We start from the raw sequence: 18,337 nt of genomic DNA on the forward strand, positions 1-18,337 counted from the left end.
ACATCTCCTTTATTCACACCTATTTTGGAAGCGTTTACCAAAAAGAATACCATATCCCTGTTTTCTTCACTACCCTGTGAATTGGCGACCATTTCATATGTTAATTAGTGAAATAAAACTTACGATACCTTCCGTTGCTTAAAGATATTAATTCAGTGATGTATTCAATTAAGCTGAATTAACTAAAACAAAACCCTTAGAACATCGTAATTTTCATTACGTACTCTAAGGGTTTGCATATCTCTATTTTCTATTTTAATAAGGGAATCTCCAAAGTTCTAGTGTTCGAGGAACACGAGCTGAATGAAGAACAAAATTGCAAAAACATAGAAGATTGGATGTACATCTTTCCCTTTTCCGCGCAGCAGTTTGAGCAGAGGGTAGAAAATAAATCCTACGCCGATCCCTGTTGCAATACTGTGTGTAAGCGGAGTGAGAATAATGATGAGAAATGCCGGGAATGCTTCTTCCACATCAGACCATTTAACCTGACTGATTGCATTAATCATAAAGTAACCTACAATAATAAGCGCCGGAGCGGTAATTGCAGAAATGCCGGATAATACACCGATCAGCGGTGAGAAGAACAAGGTCAGTGCAAGCAGGATACTTACCACGACTGCAGTTAGACCCGTACGGCCGCCTGCTGCTACCCCTGTGCTCGATTCAATATAAGCTGATGTTGGGCTTGTACCGAGCAAAGCTCCTGATGTTGTACCTACGGCATCCGCTAGAAGTGCGCCGCGTGAACGCGGAAATTTACCGTCTTTGATAAGGCCTGCCTTCTCTGCTACCCCAAGCATAGTGCCTGTTGTGTCAAACAGAGTAATCAGTAAGAAAGTAAAGATAACGGTGTAAAGTCCACTGGAGAACACACCTGCGATATCAAGTTGGAATGCGGTTGATGACAGCCCTGTTGGCATAGATACAATGGATTCCGGCATCTGAAGCAATCCCATAAACCAAGCAATAATGGCCGTAACCACCATTCCAATGAATAAGTACCCTTTTACGTTATATGACATAAGCACCACAGTAATGAGTAGTCCAATAATCGTAAGCATGGTCATTGGATCTGATAAATTACCTAGTGCAATCAGATTCGACTCGGAGGCAACAATAATACCTGCGTTTTGAAGTCCAACTGTCGTAATAAAAAGTCCGATCCCTGCCGTGATAGCATGTTTCAGGCTCGCCGGTATGGCATCCAGCAGCATATACCTAAACGAAGTAAGTGACAGAATAATAAATAGCAAACCGGCAATGAATACGGCACCAAGCGCTACCTGCCAAGAGACTCCATAACCCGCTACGACACTATATGCAAAAAACGCGTTAAGTCCCATTCCCGGAGCAATGACAATCGGATAATTCGCACCAAGACCCATAATGAGTGTACCAATGATACTCGCAAGCACGGTTGCAATGAATACACCATTAAAATCCATTCCCGTACTGCTGAGCATACCCGGATTCACAATGACGATGTAAACCATTGTAAAGAAGGTCGTGAGCCCCGCAATGATCTCCGTCGGGATGGTCGTTCCTCGTTCTTTTAATTTAAACCATTTTTCCATTGAAGCTGTGCCTCCATGACTTGTATTATCATTCGAATCAAAGCAAAAAATCCTAATTCTTCATATAGGATGAGAAAATATAGGCTCCTATATTCGTAAGTAGGATGTAAGTTACGAATGACTGAAGTGTAAATCATTATTGTATTGATTATTTATTCCTTTATCCTGTCTACACTTTGTAAAAGGACAATAACAAGAATATTAAATATAACAAAAGAAGTCAACTATTTCACAAAAAAATCACGGTTATTCCCGAACTTTCATACCACCATATGCTTCCATTATTCGCTTTTGATGGGGGTTCGGATGAAAGAAGGCGGTACTTGTTTATATTTTTTAAACGTACGGCTGAAGTAAGAAATATCATTGTACCCTGAGGCAAGGGCCACCTCTGATATGGTCATTTCTGTATTGCGAAGCAGATATTCCGACTTATTGATACGGAACTGATTGATATACTCGGTCACTGTCTTGTTCGTCAGTTCACTAAATAAGCGGCTGAAATGAAAACGGGATAACCCTGCCTTATGAGCCAGCAGCTCCACCGATAGTTCCTCCAGATAATGTTCCTCGATATATTTAAAAATGGGAGCAAATCTCGTTAAATTTTTGGTGCGGCTATTATACTCAGCACTCGGCATGTGCTCTACAATATGTCTGCGGAACAATATCGTCAGCATCCGGTACATACTCGATTTAATGGCCATTTCATATCCAAGTTCTTTCCTCTGGAATTCTTGAAGAATTTGTTCAAATGCGGTGCGAAGTTCCGAATCATCTGGAATGTGGTTTTTGAACATGACATTATTTTGGGTCATCGGAGTAATGAACTTCGTCCCCACTGCATCCGGCGATGGGCTTTGTAATAGAGACAGATCCGTGATGAGCGCATTATACAGTACGTGGCCCGATACATTGATTCCGTGGTGCAGGTCATTACTATTGAGGACGATCAGGTCCCCTTCTTTGACCCGAGTTTGCTCCGAATTGCATTCAATAATGGCTTCGCCTTTTGCAAAATATAAAATTTCCATATGTTCATGAAAATGAGGATGAAATAAGATTTGCCCTTTTTCGGTTGACTCACAATAATGAAGCTTCAGTGGAAACTGCGGATCAGGCATATCCATCGGTTCCCGTAAAGCAGCGTCTCTATGCATGGGCCATTCCTCCACTCATCGCACATTTGTTCAAATAATCAGCAACGCTCTACATGGCTTTCCCCGCAGGGTCTCCCTACAATAAAGGTAATTCTAGATGATAGAAAACAAAGGGGATAATCCTTACACCTCTGTTGTCTAGTATATCCTATTCTAGAAATTGAAGGGAGCACAAATTTACATATGACAACTCTTAAAATTGGTGTAATTGGTGCTGGGAGCATCTCGCAATATCATCTAACACCTTACAAAAACAATCCGAATACGGTTCTTCATGCGGTATGCGATATGAATGCCGAAAGAGCCAAACAAACCGCTGACAAATACGAAGCACCACATGCCTATAGTGATTACAATGAACTGCTTGCTAATGAAGAAATCGATGCTGTCAGTATTTGTACATGGAATGATACTCATGCGGAGATCGCCATTGCAGCTTTAAAAGCAGGTAAGCACGTGCTGGTGGAGAAACCGCTTTGCCGTACCGTAGAAGAAGCTTATAAGATTCAACAAGCAGTACAAGAATCGGGTAAGATTCTGCAGGTCGGTTTCGTTCGCCGTTATGATCCGAATGCACAGATGCTTCGCTCTTTTATCGATAATGGAGAATTTGGTGAAATCTATTATGCCAAAGCATCTTACATTCGCAGACTCGGCAACCCAGGCGGCTGGTTCTCGGATTCAAGACGTTCCGGCGGCGGCCCGCTCATTGATATCGGTGTCCACGTGATTGACCTCTGCTGGTATATGATGGGCAGACCAAAAGTAAAATCGGTTACAGGTAATACCTATCGTAAGCTTGGAGATCGCTCTAATGTCAAAAATCTTTCTTCCTATAAAGCAGCCGACTATAACCCGGATCAGCAAGATAATGATGTAGAAGATTTAGCAAATGCACTCATTCGTTTTGAGAACGGCGCTACCCTGATGATCGATGTGAGTTTCACTCTTCACGCAAAGGAAAATGAAGGTTCAGTAAAATTGTACGGAGAAAAAGGCGGATTCGAGATTGATCCCGAAGTTGTTATTGTTACCGAGAAGCATGACACAATCATCAACATCAGTCCGCAAACCGACAGCAAAGGATTCCAATTTGAAAAAGCATTCCAAGCAGAGATCGACCATTTTGTAGAATGTGTACAGACGGGTAAACAGCCCATCAGCCCTGTGGAAGACGGCGTAGAAGTCATGAAAATTCTTCGTGGTATTTATGAATCCGCAAGCACAGGAAAGGAAGTATACCTATGAAACTTGGACTTAGTTCTTACAGCTTGTATCAAGCGCTGAACAAAGGAACGATGACAATTGCAGATGTCATTGATTTTACAGCTGATCATGGCGGAGAGCATATAGAAATTGTACCGCTTGGTTATACCCTGACAGAACAGCCTGAGCTGATTGATCTAATTGTAACAAAAGCTGCAGAGCGCGGTCTTGAAATATCCAATTATGCGATCGGAGCTAATTTTCTTGTAGACAGCGAAGAAGCCTACCAGCAAGAAATTGCACGTGTAAAAAAAGAGGTCGATATTGCAAACAGGCTCGGCGTGAAGCTGATGCGTCATGATGTAGCTTCCTCTCCCGATGTATCTATCGCCAATTTTAATGCAAATATAGACCGGCTTGCTGACGCTTGCCGGGAGATTGCAGAATACGCTGCCACGTATGGCATTACCACGAGTGTAGAGAATCACGGCTATTTCATTCAGCACAGTGACCGGGTTCAGGCTCTGATTCATGCAGTGAATATGCCCAACTTCAAAACGACACTCGATGTAGGTAACTTCCTATGTGCAGATGAGCCGCCGCTTGCTGGTGTGAAGAATAACCTTCCTTATGCATCCATTGTGCATATTAAAGATTTCTATGTTCGCCCTGCCGGGGAGAATCCAGGCGAAGGATTTTTTAGATCCACTGCTGGTAACTATCTGCGCGGAGCAGTGGCGGGTCAAGGTGACATTCCACTGCGCGACATCATTCGAGTTATCAAATCTTCTGGTTATGACGGTTATATAAGTCTTGAGTTCGAAGGTCTTGAAGACTGCACGTTCGGCGCTCGTAATGGTCTAAGCAACGTGAGAAGATTTTGGGATGAAGCTTAGGGTAATGTATTTCTGCAAACTACCATCACACAGTGAATAAGGAGGTATAATCTTGTCCTTACCTAATAAAATCGGGGTTATCTCTGACAGTTTCCAAGCGGGTCTTCGAGAGGGGCTGAGGAAGTCAAAAGAAGTTGGTGCAGAAGGCGTACAAATCTATGCTGTATCCGGCGAGATGTCCCCCGAGAATCTATCAACTGCCGCACGGAAAGAACTGAAAAGCTATATTGCAGATCTCGGACTTGAAATATCGGCTCTCTGCGGTGATCTTGGTGGTCATGGATTTCAAGATGCAGCGGTTAATCCGGAAAAAATCGAAAAGTCTAAACGCATTCTTGATCTCGCTGTAGAACTGGGAACGAATATAGTCACCACACATATTGGTATTGTTCCTGATGATGTGAACGGTCCCATCTACGCTGCAATGCAATCTGCCTGTGAGGAACTTGGGGTCTATGCGAAGAGTATGAACGCCTACTTTGCCATTGAGACGGGACCTGAGCGCTCTGCTCATCTCAAAGACTTCTTAGATACACTCAGTACAAACGGCGTATCCGTTAATTTTGACCCGGCGAATATGGTCATGGTAACCGGTGATGATCCGGTGCAAGGCGTGAGGCTCCTGAAAGATTACATCGTCCACACCCATGTGAAAGACGGCATACAAATAAGAACCATCGATCCCAAAGAGGTTTATGGTTACCTTGGATATGAAGGTATGACGCATGAAAAAATTGCGGAGATGGCTTCTTCCGGTGCCTCTTTCTTGGAAGTTCCGCTAGGTGAAGGCCAAGTAGATTTTGATGCGTACTTTGCTGCACTCCAAGAGATCGGATATAATGGTTACCTCACAATTGAGCGAGAAGTCGGTGTTTCACCGGAAGAAGATATTCGGAAAGCCGTTCAGTTTATTAAAAAGTATCGCGGGGAGTAAAACAGGAATCATGGAAGGCGTTGTAGATATAATAAAGAGATCTGTCCATGATGGGTAGATCTCTTTATTAATATTCTTTATTAACACTCTTAATAGAACCGATAGAGTCGTACCCCATGTGGCGGCACAGTAGCCTGAAGTACTCCTTCCGTAAGTTCAGCTGGTGCACCACTCCACAGTTCATTTCCAGCAGTGCTGCCTCCGAGGCCAATTTGCTCAATATCCAAGTCTACTGAAAGCTGGCTCTCACCGATATTGAATATGGCTGCGTAGTGAGGTCCTTCGGTATCTTCGGCCGTCCAAACGATGAGATCTCCTTGACGTAAGGCTTCTTTCGCTCCGCGGCTCTCCTGGTGCATGCGCAGAACCTCACGGTTCGTAAGCAGCGACAGCGTCCAGTCATCGCAGTCTCGTAATTCGCCCCCAAAGATGAGCGGCGAGCGGAAAATGCTCCAAAGCGACATCATGGTTAGCTGTTCATCACGTGTAAACCGGGTCCAGCGGTCCGCACCCCCGCCATCCACCGAGCGAATGCCGATGTGACCGAGCGGCAGCATGTCGCAGTCAGGCCAGGAACCTGCCTCGGGTATGCCCTGCCATGCCCTGCACCGATCAAACATATCCAAAAGGAGCGGCCACTGATCCCAAAAGTCATCTGTGACACGCCACATGTTCGCATGCGAAGTGAAAAACTCCGCATATTCTACCGGAGCAGGCCCAGGAGATAGGCTTAACACCATAGGTCGACCGCAGTTCTCGATCGCTTTTGCGATCATAGCGATCTCCGGCTGATGGGTGTCATACAGTCTGGAAGCTGCAATATCATCCACTTTTACCAAGTCAACACCCCATTCTGCGTACAATTCAAAGAGAGAATTGTAATAAGCCTGTGCCCCTTCCTTCGACGCATCCACGCCATACATATCCGTATTCCATGGACAGATCGAATTCGTATGCGCAATATCGCGTGCGGTCGCCGTCGTACCAAGAATGGAAGTGCCCGCATGGGCCGCTTGCCGAGGTATGCCGCGCATAATATGTATACCAAATTTAAGCCCAAGGCTGTGTACATAATCGGCTAACGGTTTAAATCCTTGTCCATCTGCCGCGGAAGGAAAGCGGTTCTCAGCAGGCATGAGCCGGGAATATTCATCCATTACAAGGGGAACAAACGGCCGGTATTGTGAGGAGTTCGCATGAGGCTCGTACCACTGAATGTCGACGGTAATGTAGCTCCATCCGTATGCTTTGAGATGCTTTGCCATGTATTCCGCATTGCCCCGAATTTCGTCTTCTGTTACGGCTGCACCGTAGCAATCCCAACTGTTCCAGCCAAGCGGCGGCGTAGGCGCTGCAAGCTTATGATCCATTTTCAAAAGCTCCTTTACTGTTTAATATTGCTCTTATACCTCTTGCTATGTTTAGCATAGTAAAGGAGATTCGTAATATCTACAGTAATCTTGAAAGCCGAATAGTAAAATATTGCGGTCAGTCAAAAAACAATTTGCGATAAGCAAGACAGTCGGCCCCACTTCGAAATTCTCCGGGTGTAAGGCCTGCCATACTGCGAAATGCTTTAATGAAATAACTTCCGCTGGAGTAGCCAATCCGCTCGGCAATCGCCTCTATGCTAAGGTCAGTTCCCCGAAGCAGCTCCATTGCTTTCTCCGTACGAACACGCGTCAGATAAGCACCTGGCGTCAGGCCCGTACTGGCCGAAAATCGGCGGATCAAATGATATTTGGATAGAGAGACATATTCGGACAGCTGATCGATACTGATCATCTGTGAATAATTCGCTTCAATAAATGCAGCTGCATGCCTTACATTTTCAGTCCAGTTGTCCCTGTTCCGCAAAGTTGTTACCTGCAGTCTGGCAAGTTCCGTCATGAACTGATAGACGCAAGACGATGCGATCAAGGGATCGGTAATTCTTCCCGCTGCCGCATCCGCCACGATCATTTGTAATATTCGAACAGGTGCACAATCCATAGGCAGATAAGGAGTCTCCCCCGCTTCTCCCAGAAATTTACGCCAGTGGGGTAAGATCAGAGTAGGCCGGAATAGCAAGAATAGAAAATCCCAAGGCTCTTTTGATTTCGGGTGATAGTAATAGCGGTGAGGCCCTGGAATTTCAGCAAGAAAAGCTTGTCCAGCGGTGATATGGTGAGTTTGATTCTCCGACTCATATACCCCTTCGCCGCTAATCGTATACTGGAACAGCAGGAGAGGCCCATCGGTCCGCTTCAGTCCATCCCAATGATAAGAAGGATCGTTGATCGAATCATAACCGGCAGCAAATAACACGCACAGCTGAAGCTCCTTATCTTCGGCGAACCGAAAACCATAGGTACCTTTGGGAATGTTCATAAATATCCTCCTTCTAACGAAGATGCTCTAGCGGTGATAATAGTATGTACTAATCATATGACGTAATCTTTGATCTAGCTATGAAAATCCACTTCAAGCAAAAGAGGTTCAAAGATCCTCCGAGGCAATCGCTCCATTTCATTTCTAATATGGCAAATGATGGAGATTTAGACGAAGCGATAAAAGTAGCAAAAGAATACAAAACGATTGAGTATAAAGCAGATCAACCGGGACCGAACGAAGAGATATTAATGGAGGATATTCAAGCGAAACAAGAGGCCGTTAAACCACTGACGACCACTGTATTCTATGATCAAAATGTAATCACTCGTACATATCAAAATGGATTTCTTATCGCGAATTACAAACAAAGTAATGTTGAGATGAATGACTTAGAACTAACCAAGAAAAATCAAACAGATCATGAGATCGAATTAAGTTATACAGGAACACTCACTTTTGGAAATGAACATATCGATTTACATGGAGATATAACGATGGTGAAAGATACAGATACTTGGAAAGTAAATAAGGATGTATACAACTTTGAGGAAATTGTACACATCCTTGATGAGATCATATCCAAATAAAATAAGGAGAGACGTAGGATCGTAATAGATGGTTCAAACGATCAATTTCATTCATTGGTCGTTTGCAAATCCTACGTAATGACTAGCCTATTTTGCTGGTTTGCTCGTAGATTTCGAATCCTTCTTCTTCATGATTACCAACAATAAATTGTATATGGTTCTGTGAAACAATTAAACTATGTGTCTGCATCTCCTGTTTTTGGTTGCTATGTTTCACCCCATTCAGAACCTTATGTATCATCATGCAAGAATAGACTCAACTCTCGGTAAATCTCGATAATCTGTTTCATCGGCATGCGCACAAGACCACTCGAAGAAGGAGCTACAAATTCATGCATTCCGGCTAGAAAAGGCTCTAGCTGAAACTCCCAATTGACTTTGGTTCTTTTCGTGTATTGTGTATATACGCCTTTACCTACAAAACAAGCCACTTCAGGGCGATACTTCTCCAGCTTCTGCTTTAAAATCTCCCGACCTTCTGCGTACTCTTCCTTCGTAATATCATCGATGCCTACAGTCGGTCTTGCCACGATATTTGTAAAACCATAACCGAGCTTCAGCAAATCCTGATCTTCTTGTGCCTCATACAGACGCGGGGTCAGTCCCGATTGATGCAAGATTCGGTAAAAGTTATTTCTCGGATTGGCATAATGATGTCCGGTCTCACCTGACTTAATGCTCGGATTAAAGCCGATAAATATAATCTGAAGCCCATGCTCCAGATGATCGGATATGGGTTCCATCTGATCTCCTGCTCCTTTATTTGAGTCTTGCTTAAAAACAAGTGTTATAAATAGATTACCCAAGGTTATCTAAAGATAACGGTGATTTAACTTACGAAAAGTGTTCATTTTCAGTCCCACGTTACTTCCATGATGCTATAATGTAACAAGTGTTTCTGAAAAAAACAGAAAATGTGACTCAATTTATAGAAAGAAGCTGACCAAACTCATGATTCTAGACATCTTGCTTGAAGTTGTCCTGCCCGTCTTTGTACTGATTGGTGTAGGCTCATTAATGCAGCGTGTGTTTGAACTCGATCTATATACACTCGCCAAAATTAACTTTTACTTTATTACTCCGGCTGCCGTGTTTATGAGTATGTATCTATCGGAGATGTCCGGTGAACTGCTTGGAACAATAGCCCTTTTTTATGCAATGTACTCCCTTATTCTCTATTTAATCGGCTGCATTGTGGCGAAATCATTCAAGTTCAACAAAGGAATGAAAGCTGCTTTTAACAACAGTATTATGCTGGACAATGCAGGAAATTACGGAATGCCGATTAGTGCACTCGTATTCAAAGGCGATCCGCTTGCCGCTTCAATTCAGGCTTTTATTATGTCGATGCAGAGCTTGCTGACGTTTACATATGGGGTGCTTTCGATCCAAGGGGCGCAGCTAAAAGGAAACTACCGCAGTCTTGTTGTCGGGTTCCTCAAAATGCCTGTCCCTTATGCTCTGCTGCTCGGTATTCTATGGAATACACTGGATGCACCGCTCCCTACTTTTCTGTCGATGCCGTTAACTTACGCTCAGCAGTCTATGGTTGCTGTTGCACTGTTGACTCTTGGAGCACAGATTATGAAATATCCGCTTAGACTAGGACGGGTCACCGTATATGTCAGTATGTTCATTCGTTTGTTAATTGCTCCTGTGATCGGCATTGCACTTGTATATCTTCTCGGTCTGGAAGGAATGACAGCACAGGCTCTAATCATTGCTTCGGGTATGCCGACTGGCGTTAATGCTTCTATCCTGGCAGAAGAGTACCGGAATGAACCTGACTTCGCTGCTCAAACCGTTCTCATCTCTACCCTGTTTAATGTTGTAACGCTGATTGGGCTCATTGCCATTGCTCGTACTTTTTAATCGCTTTGCAAGCTCGTTTGTTCCAAGTGATTGGCATGTAAAATACAAAAAATCCCCTTCCCGTTTAATACCTTTTAATGGGAAGGGGATTTTTTGTAAAAGAAGTCCGGCACCGCATCTAAGTGTTGCTAAGTCGCCGATCTATCATCAGAAAAATAATATACCCATCCTCCTTAATCTCTTACATCTATCGAATCCCCCCTATTCCCTGAGATCGTACTTTTTTGTACTAACAGGAATTAAACTATGTTATGTTGAAATGAAAGCATTAGTATGAAATGAATACGACACTGAACCTATGATGAGGATGTGACTTTATCCCATGTTTTCTTGCTCGAATTGTTCCCCTACGGAACTGATCTACGAAATAAATATGACCGGAGAACACAATCTTGCCGTCATAAAAGATATTATCCCTCATCTTTTAGCCGAATCCTCGATCACGCGTTACACTTCTGATACACTGTTCGTTCCCGAATCGGACGTAATCAGCCTGAATGATTTTTTTCAGGATCATATGCATTTGGATCATATCAAGTTCCGTATCTTTGAGGAGAAATGGCAGCCTTTTCGTGACTGGTCTATGATGCAATCCCTGCAGTGGGTAGATGATATCATTATGCAAAAGCGAATCACCTGTTATGCCCAGCCAATTGTTAACAAAGAAGGATCCATCATGGCTTACGAAATGCTTGCTCGTTTTATTCACGAAGACGGGAATCTTTTGTCTCCTTTTGAAGTGTTTGAAGCAGCAAAAACTCGGGGACGTCTATATGCGCTGGATCGTTTATGCCGAATGGAAGCCGTACGTGCATCAGCCGGCTTGTCTGGAAATATTTTTATTAATTTTATTCCAACGTCAATCTATTCTCCTGAGCATTGTTTAACATCTACTATTCAGACGGCAGAAGAAATCGGTGTCTCTCCCTCCAAATTTGTTTTTGAAGTCGTTGAGACCGAAAAAGTAGATGACTTGGAACATCTGAAGAATATTCTCGGCTTTTATAAAAAACGCGGGTTTAAATATGCCCTGGATGATGTAGGTGAAGGATACAGCACCATCGAGCTTCTTCAGGAGATTAAACCGCACTATATGAAACTGGATAAAAAATATGTGCAAGGGGTTGCTGGAGACGAAAATAAACAAAAAGTAGCACAGACGATGCTTGAGGCAGCATTACAAGTAGATTCAGTTCCACTTGCCGAAGGTATTGAGGAAGAAGAAGATTATGTATGGTTACGTGACCAGGGATTTCAATTATTCCAGGGATACTTATTCGGACGACCTGCACCTGTCCATACCTTTGTTTTATAATTTCTCCTATTAAATCCTGACGAGCCCATGTTCCAGAATATTGGATATGGGTTTTTACGTATTGTTCTACAACGAAAAGAATCTTCTCCGACGACCTCCTTCAATATGTGATAAAAGTCCTTGAAAACCACAAAATGATATACGTTAAACAACACGAATTTACATGGATGAACCTTACTCAAGATGGTATGATGCAAACACATACTATCCCAACATAAATAGTGGGCTTTATTAGATTCTCTGAACCCGTTCAGGATAAACTCTAAAAAATGTCTGCTCTACTTTTTAATGAAATAGAAGCTCTACATTATAAGGAGGGTTTTATATTTATGAAAAAGAAAAAACGTTCTGCTCTGGCAATGCTCACACTTGTATTCTCCCTTGCCCTCAGTGCATGTGGAGGAGGAAATAATGCTTCTTCCTCGGGAGATCAAGTGAAAATTAGCTTCATTCACTGGAATAGTGATGCAAAAGTATGGAATGAAATTATTAGTAATTTTGAAACCGACAATCCTGGGATTAAAGTATCCATGCAGACGTTTCCTTCGGAACAATACCAGACTACTGCTCAAGCGAAGCTAATGGATGGATCGGTTGGTGATGTATTTGCCTCTTTCCCTGGTGCACAGTTTGAATCCTTGGCGAAAGCAGGAATTTATACCGACCTTACAGGTGAATCTTTTGTGGACAACTATAAACCAGATCTCATTAAATCTGGCGCTAAAGAAGATAAGCAATATGCTCTTCCTTACAATCTGATCTATAACATTCCCGTATATAACGTAGGTTTGTTTGAGAAATACGGACTGACTCCCCCTGATGACTGGGAGGGATTCCTTGCTCTATGTGAAAAGCTAAAAAGTGAAGGGATCATCCCTCTCGCTTTCCCAGGCGCCGATATCGGACCTGGACAGTTTATGAACCCGATGATGATGAACAATGCACCGGACGAGGAGATTTTCGCCAAGCTAGAAGCTGGGGATGCAAAACTCACGGATGAATGGTGGGTGAAAACGCTAGCTCAGTTCAAGGAACTGAATGACAAAGGTTACTTCCAGGACGGAGCGCTCGGTACGAACACCGATGGGGCGATTGCTCTCTTTGTTCAGGAAAAAGCAGCCATGCTGGCTACAGGATCTTATTCCATGTCAGCCATACTGGCTGGAAACCCAGACCTTAGTCTAAACCTGCTTGCACCAATCACGGTAGCTTCTTCCGAAGCCAAATATGAAGGCATTCATACAACAACCTTTATGCTAGGAGTTAACAGTAAGTCTAAGCACCCGGAAGAAGCGAAGAAGTTTCTTGCCTATCTTAGCAGCACAGAGGTTGCAAGCAAGGTAGCCAATGAAACAGAGCAAGATGTTCCTGTAAAAGACATTGAATATACAGCACCTGCTCTACAAGCGATTAGTGACTGGAGCACGAAAAACACCCGCTTCCAGCCGCGTTATCTCATCAAGAGTATTGAGATTCAAAAAGCCGTAACAAGCTCGATTCAGGAAGTAATTTCAGGTACATCACCGGAGAAAGCTGCTCAAAATGCACAGGTTATCGTGGATCAGCAGCTAAATCAGTAATTATGGGCGTACGTAAATCGATCTATTGGTTTTTCGTTCCCGGTCTGCTTCTGTATCTCACTTTTTTTATCTACCCCACCTTAAAGGGGCTGTATTATTCCTTCACGGATTGGGACGGGATGTCTGAAACTCTGAACTTTGTTGGTCTTCGAAACTATGTGAATGTAGCGGAGAACACGATTTTTCACAAAGCACTGGGGAATAATCTCAAGTTTATGTTTAGTGTCGTTATTGTTCAGACCTTGGTTTCCCTTGTACTTGCTCTATTGTTAGTTCGCAATACGAAGGTGAACATTGGACTACGGGCTCTTTATTTTTTCCCAACTATTCTATCATCAGCAGCGGTTGGTTTCATAGGAACTTATCTGTATGATCCTAATTCAGGTTTGCTGAATGCCGTGCTGAATCAGGTTGGTTTATCTTTTCTATCTAATAACTGGCTGGGGGACCCGTCCATCGCGATTTATTCTGTCGCAGGGATTCAGGCGTGGGCACATATTGGGCAGATGATTATTTTGTTTGTTGCCGGTCTGCACGGGATACCTGAAGAATTGAATGAAGCTGCGAGGTTGGACGGGGGAAACCGCTGGCAGATATTCCGATTTGTAACTTGGCCTTTGCTCGCACCTGCCGCTACGCTGGTCATTGCCTATACGACAATCCAATCCTTTAAGGCATTTGACTTGATCTATGTCATGACTCGCGGCGGACCTTCTTACTCTACTGAAATTTTGTCAACCTATATCTATTCAGCAGCATTCCAAAATTACAATTTCGGACATGCTTCAGCTGCTTCTATTTATTTCTTAGCTATTATTGCGCTAGTCACTTTCGTGCAATTCAAGGCACTCAGGTCCGACAAATTACCAAACTAACGAAAGGAGGAATTCTTTATGGTCTCACGCATACTTGGTAAGTTGCTTCTTCTTTTGTATGCAATCATTATTTTGCTTCCACTTTTGATGGTTGCTACGGCAACGATGAAAAACCAGCAGCAGTTCTATATGAATCCACTTGGCCTGCCTTCCTCCTTCTCGCTAGAAAACTACCGTAATCTGTTTGTTGACCAGCCAATGATTGCCTATTTCAGCAACAGTATCATCGTTTCATTTACAACAGTACTTTTGCTGCTCATCTTAGCCAGCTTGATTTCCTTCGGACTGTACCGTCTGTCAAATAAAATTGCAAAAGCGATCCTGGTTCTATTTGTGGTAGGTCTCATGGTTCCTTCTCAAGTGAATATGATTCCGATTTACTCTTTTCTCAGAGATATTGGACTTACGAATAGCCGGACAGGACTTATTCTTGTCACGATCTCGCTGCTCATGCCATTGTCCGTGTTTATGATTAGCGGGTTCATGAAATCTCTGCCAAGAGAAGTGTTTGAATCTGCCAGTATCGATGGGGCAGGTGAAGGAAGAATGTATATGCAGATCGCCATCCCGCTGTCTGTACCTTACCTCGCTGCAACGGCTACTTTTTTATTCGTATCTGTATGGAATGACCTGCTGTTCCCGCTGCTGCTCATAACAGACAAATCAAAAATGACGCTCCCGCTGGCACTCCTTCAGTTCCAAGGAGAGTATTCCACCAATTATCCGGGACTGCTCACAGGCGTAGTGATCATCTCACTGCCTATGCTGTTTATGTTCTTGTTCTTGCAGCGTTTCTTCATATCGGGAATAACTGCGGGCTCATTAAAAGGATAATAAAATAAATACACACAAATACACAAAAGGACAAGCTAAGAAACCGATCTGTCGCTTGTCCTTGTGTGTATCTAATCTCCATTTATTACTTTGTATTCGTTACTTACCTAATCTGAATCGGCACAGCCTTGCTCTGCTTGCTCACGGTACCGTGCAGGAGAAATGCCTGCATAGTTCTTGAACGCTTTTGAGAAGGAAAACAGATCAGGATAACCCACGGATTGAGCAATCTCTCCGAGCTTATAAGAGGTATGGATTAACAAGGATTCTGCTTCATTCATCCGCAGCTGTTGCATATATTTCATTGGCGAAATGCCATAGGTTTTATGAAATGTTTTCGTAAAGTGTGTACGTTCTACGCCCACATAATCAGCTACACTTTTGATCGTGATGCCTCCGGCGTAGTGGATTTCAAGATATTCTTTTCCTTTTTGTACCCAAGAGGGTTCTCGAATAATTTCCTGAGTAGCTGACCTAGGCACCGCTAAAGTAGCAAATACTCGCAATAAAAACGTAAGCCGCTCTAGATCTGAGTAGTCTTTTTGTTCGCTGTAACAGGATTGAAACCATTCTTTCATCACGTGCACGGTTTCTTCCCTCACACTTTTGCTTCGGTGAGGTCTTGCAGGACTCAGCCCTATTCTCTCTAGAAGCGACAAGGCCTGCTTACCGTCAAAAGCAAAGAATATTTTGCGCAGCGTACTCGATTCAGATGTGTAATATTCATGTGTTACTTGTGGAAACAAGCAAAAAAGATCGCCAGGATGAAGTGGATACATGGCCCCATTCTGAATAAATGTACCTTCTCCATCCAGTACCATCATTAAATAGTAGTAAGGTGTGACACGCGGACCGATATGATATGCCGGCTTAGCCTCATTGGCTCCAAGACGAATAGGCCACGCAGCGCCTGCCTTCTCATAAACCGAGGGATTAAAGAAATGGATTTCCAAAAATTCATGATAATCTTCCTTCATATTTCGAAACATAATATCCCTCCCCATACCACAAAATGATAAATCTAACTCCCCTTCTATTGCTATGGTTTCTACTGTAAATCATTGTTAATATCATTATTATACTATTCCTACCTACTTAGTTGTCATTATCTTAAATTCATCATACGTATGAAATCTACAAAAGAAAAGTGTTCCTTTTAAAAAAATCAAAATCCCATAGAGATCATCAATTTCAAACAGAGGAGATTATAATCATGAGTGAAACAAAATCTGTAGAGTTTGGTTGGTTTATTCCTACGAATGGAGATGGCAGATATATTGGAACAGCGCTCGAAAGAGAGCCGTCCCAAGAATATTTTATTCAGGTTGCAAAGGCAGCAGAGAAAGCAGGTTATGAGTTCACCCTTATTCCCGCTGGCGGCGATTGCTGGGATGGCTGGATTGTAGGTTCTTGGGTGGCGGCACATACGACAAAACTGAAACCACTCATTGCAATGAGACCTGGGCTTATCTCTCCGGTACTTGCTGCACGTATGGCATCTACGCTAGATCAAATGTCGGGGGGCAGAACTCTCATTAACGTGGTCACTGGGCATTATCCGGCTGATCTTAAAGCCACGGGAGATCCGCTGCACGGTAGTCATGATGAACGATATGAGCGCACGAAAGAATTTTTAGATGTAGTTAAAGGGGTTTGGGGTGAAGACGGTTCAGGCAGTGGATTTAATTATGAAGGGCAACATTATCAAGTCGAGGGCGGCGTAAGTAAGCCAGCTTCTCTCCAAGATCCGCATCCTCCTCTGTACTTTGGCGGAAGTTCCGTTGCCGGAAAAAAGGTGGCTGCTGAAAGTGCAGACGTGTATCTGATGTGGGGCGAACCTCTCGAATGGATTCAGGAGCAGATTGCGGAGATGGAGCAGCATCTTAAAGATCTGAAAGAAAGAACGGGTATTTCTCGCACACTCCGCTACGGTATTCGTGCTCAAGTTGTTGTCCGGGAAACGGAAGAAGAGGCTTGGAAAGCAGCATGGAACATCCTTAGTAAAGTAGAACCGGATCAATTAAAGAATCAAGAAAAACTGCATGCCAAAACAGACGCTACCAATCAAAAACGCCAAATGGATTTGTATGAACAATCGAAGGATCAAGACTATATCATCGGGCCAAATCTCTGGTCCGGATTATCAGCGGTACGTGGCGGCGGAGCGGTCGCTTTCGTAGGTACACCTGAACAAGTGTCTGACCGTCTGATCGAGTTTGTTGATGCAGGTGTAAGTTCCTTCATTCTGTCGGGATATCCTCATCTGGAAGAGGCAGAGATTACAGGGGAACTGCTGATGCCTGTGGTGAAAAGGAAACTTGCGGAGCGTGCGATTAGCGTAACGATTTAATTTTTTTAAAATGGATATGTATTCTATGTGTAGGTACGCTCATATTCAATGGTTTCTTGTATTATGAGTTTCAAAAGCAAGAACTTCTGTACAGTCTCGTTCCCGCCATTGTACTAGCCTTAATTACAGGTATATTCTTACTCACTGCAGCTAATAAAAAAGCTTGAGCATTTCATAGTAAAAAGCGTCTTCCACCTGTTAGGTTAGGAGACGCTTTTTATAATGATTTATCCTCGTTCTCTTTTACGAAAAAACCTTTGTACACACATTCTTCCACTGAATTGCTTCTTGTTCTCTATGTACCTCTATAAACTCCTCTGCGATCGCTTCAAATTCCCCTTCTATAATAAGAAGAGAATCGGGACTGCGCATTAATATCATCCGCTCATAAGCGGCCACTGCCTAATCTACCGCTTGATGAACCATCAATTCCGCAAGTGGTCTTGCGATGGCATAAGGAAGATCCTCCGGTTCTTCTCCAAGTACGATATCTATCAGCGTTCTATTCAGTACCTGTAACCCTACGTGATCAGCATTACACATTAGAATTACCGCAGATCTCGTATCTGGCAACAAAAGAAAGTTTGAACGAAAACCTGTATCCCTTCCGCTGTGTGAGAGTACTCTTGCTCCCTTATAGTCATACAAACCAAGCACAGCCCACATCACTCATCTGCCCGCCCCAACCTGTCTTCGCATGTGGTGTAATATATCAATTTACATTTTATGGTATTTATTAAATAGATATAATAAAACTCTACAAATCGTCTCTACCAAT

The 18,337-nt window shown here is 43.3% G+C and carries 17 protein-coding genes; 10 read left to right on the forward strand and 7 right to left on the reverse strand.

All coding sequences use genetic code 11. The annotated features are described in order from the left end of the window. Positions 1–278: 278 nt before the first annotated feature. Both GQY27_RS05035 and GQY27_RS05040 read right to left on the reverse strand, forming a co-directional pair. Positions 279–1,577 carry an NCS2 family permease gene (locus tag GQY27_RS05035; RefSeq protein ID WP_160032421.1) on the reverse strand — a complete coding sequence of 433 codons (1,299 nt, stop codon included), beginning with the start codon at positions 1,575–1,577 and terminating at the stop codon, positions 279–281. Positions 1,578–1,858: 281 nt separating this feature from the next. Then, the gene (locus GQY27_RS05040; protein WP_160032422.1) at positions 1,859–2,737 is read right to left on the reverse strand and encodes an AraC family transcriptional regulator; all 879 of its coding nucleotides are present in this window, start codon (positions 2,735–2,737) and stop codon (positions 1,859–1,861) included. A gap of 183 nt (positions 2,738–2,920) precedes the next feature. Between GQY27_RS05040 and GQY27_RS05045 the strand changes: the two genes are divergently transcribed. Genes GQY27_RS05045 through GQY27_RS05055 form a run of 3 tightly spaced genes read left to right on the forward strand, consistent with a single transcriptional unit; the run spans position 2,921 to position 5,773 of the window. After that, complete coding sequence (locus tag GQY27_RS05045; protein WP_160032423.1) at positions 2,921–3,985, forward strand: Gfo/Idh/MocA family protein; 1,065 nt, start codon at positions 2,921–2,923, stop codon at positions 3,983–3,985. Next, positions 3,982–4,839, forward strand: coding sequence for a sugar phosphate isomerase/epimerase family protein (locus GQY27_RS05050; protein ID WP_160032424.1), 858 nt, complete (start codon positions 3,982–3,984; stop codon positions 4,837–4,839). Before GQY27_RS05045 ends, GQY27_RS05050 begins: the two co-directional genes overlap by 4 nt. Positions 4,840–4,891: 52 nt before the next feature. Then, positions 4,892–5,773, forward strand: coding sequence for a sugar phosphate isomerase/epimerase family protein (locus tag GQY27_RS05055; RefSeq protein ID WP_201450681.1), 882 nt, complete (start codon positions 4,892–4,894; stop codon positions 5,771–5,773). 89 nt (positions 5,774–5,862) lie between these two features. Here GQY27_RS05055 and GQY27_RS05060 read toward each other — a convergent pair whose 3' ends face one another. Together GQY27_RS05060 and GQY27_RS05065 are read right to left on the reverse strand one after the other, a co-directional pair. After that, entirely contained in the window at positions 5,863–7,143 is a 1,281-nt protein-coding gene (locus tag GQY27_RS05060) for a glycoside hydrolase family 27 protein (protein WP_160032425.1), read from the reverse strand. 118 nt (positions 7,144–7,261) lie between these two features. Further along, positions 7,262–8,143: a helix-turn-helix domain-containing protein gene (locus GQY27_RS05065; protein ID WP_160032426.1), complete on the reverse strand. Its 882-nt coding sequence runs from the start codon at positions 8,141–8,143 to the stop codon at positions 7,262–7,264. A gap of 149 nt (positions 8,144–8,292) precedes the next feature. Here GQY27_RS05065 and GQY27_RS05070 point away from each other — a divergent pair, with 149 nt between their 5' ends. Further along, positions 8,293–8,733, forward strand: coding sequence for a hypothetical protein (locus tag GQY27_RS05070; protein WP_160032427.1), 441 nt, complete (start codon positions 8,293–8,295; stop codon positions 8,731–8,733). A gap of 230 nt (positions 8,734–8,963) precedes the next feature. Here the strand turns inward: GQY27_RS05070 and GQY27_RS05075 are convergent, their stop codons facing one another. Continuing rightward, a complete protein-coding gene (locus GQY27_RS05075; protein WP_160032428.1) occupies positions 8,964–9,476 on the reverse strand; it encodes a mismatch-specific DNA-glycosylase in 513 nt (170 codons plus the stop codon). A 208-nt stretch (positions 9,477–9,684) separates the two neighbouring features. Here GQY27_RS05075 and GQY27_RS05080 point away from each other — a divergent pair, with 208 nt between their 5' ends. From GQY27_RS05080 to GQY27_RS05100, 5 genes are all read left to right on the forward strand, one after another. Continuing rightward, the gene (locus GQY27_RS05080) at positions 9,685–10,605 is read left to right on the forward strand and encodes an AEC family transporter (RefSeq protein ID WP_160032429.1); all 921 of its coding nucleotides are present in this window, start codon (positions 9,685–9,687) and stop codon (positions 10,603–10,605) included. 322 nt (positions 10,606–10,927) lie between these two features. Then, positions 10,928–11,920 (forward strand): EAL domain-containing protein, encoded by a 993-nt coding sequence (locus tag GQY27_RS05085; RefSeq protein WP_160032430.1) that lies wholly within the window; start codon positions 10,928–10,930, stop codon positions 11,918–11,920. Between the two features lie 329 nt (positions 11,921–12,249). Beyond that, positions 12,250–13,500 carry an ABC transporter substrate-binding protein gene (locus tag GQY27_RS05090; protein ID WP_160032431.1) on the forward strand — a complete coding sequence of 417 codons (1,251 nt, stop codon included), beginning with the start codon at positions 12,250–12,252 and terminating at the stop codon, positions 13,498–13,500. A gap of 2 nt (positions 13,501–13,502) precedes the next feature. Further along, on the forward strand, positions 13,503–14,375 hold the full coding sequence (locus GQY27_RS05095; RefSeq protein ID WP_160032432.1) for a carbohydrate ABC transporter permease: 873 nt from the start codon (positions 13,503–13,505) through the stop codon (positions 14,373–14,375). An 18-nt stretch (positions 14,376–14,393) separates the two neighbouring features. After that, on the forward strand, positions 14,394–15,209 hold the full coding sequence (locus GQY27_RS05100; RefSeq protein WP_160032433.1) for a carbohydrate ABC transporter permease: 816 nt from the start codon (positions 14,394–14,396) through the stop codon (positions 15,207–15,209). A gap of 107 nt (positions 15,210–15,316) precedes the next feature. Here the strand turns inward: GQY27_RS05100 and GQY27_RS05105 are convergent, their stop codons facing one another. Further along, a complete protein-coding gene (locus GQY27_RS05105) occupies positions 15,317–16,198 on the reverse strand; it encodes a helix-turn-helix transcriptional regulator (protein ID WP_201450682.1) in 882 nt (293 codons plus the stop codon). A 224-nt stretch (positions 16,199–16,422) separates the two neighbouring features. Here GQY27_RS05105 and GQY27_RS05110 point away from each other — a divergent pair, with 224 nt between their 5' ends. After that, positions 16,423–17,559 carry an LLM class flavin-dependent oxidoreductase gene (locus GQY27_RS05110; RefSeq protein WP_160032435.1) on the forward strand — a complete coding sequence of 379 codons (1,137 nt, stop codon included), beginning with the start codon at positions 16,423–16,425 and terminating at the stop codon, positions 17,557–17,559. 402 nt (positions 17,560–17,961) lie between these two features. On the opposite strand, the gene GQY27_RS05115 is transcribed toward GQY27_RS05110, so the two are convergent. Next, entirely contained in the window at positions 17,962–18,228 is a 267-nt protein-coding gene (locus GQY27_RS05115) for a hypothetical protein (RefSeq protein WP_160032436.1), read from the reverse strand. Positions 18,229–18,337: the final 109 nt, after the last annotated feature.

Source organism: Paenibacillus sp. An7, assembly GCF_009870785.1.
Taxonomy (GTDB): domain Bacteria; phylum Bacillota; class Bacilli; order Paenibacillales; family Paenibacillaceae; genus Paenibacillus.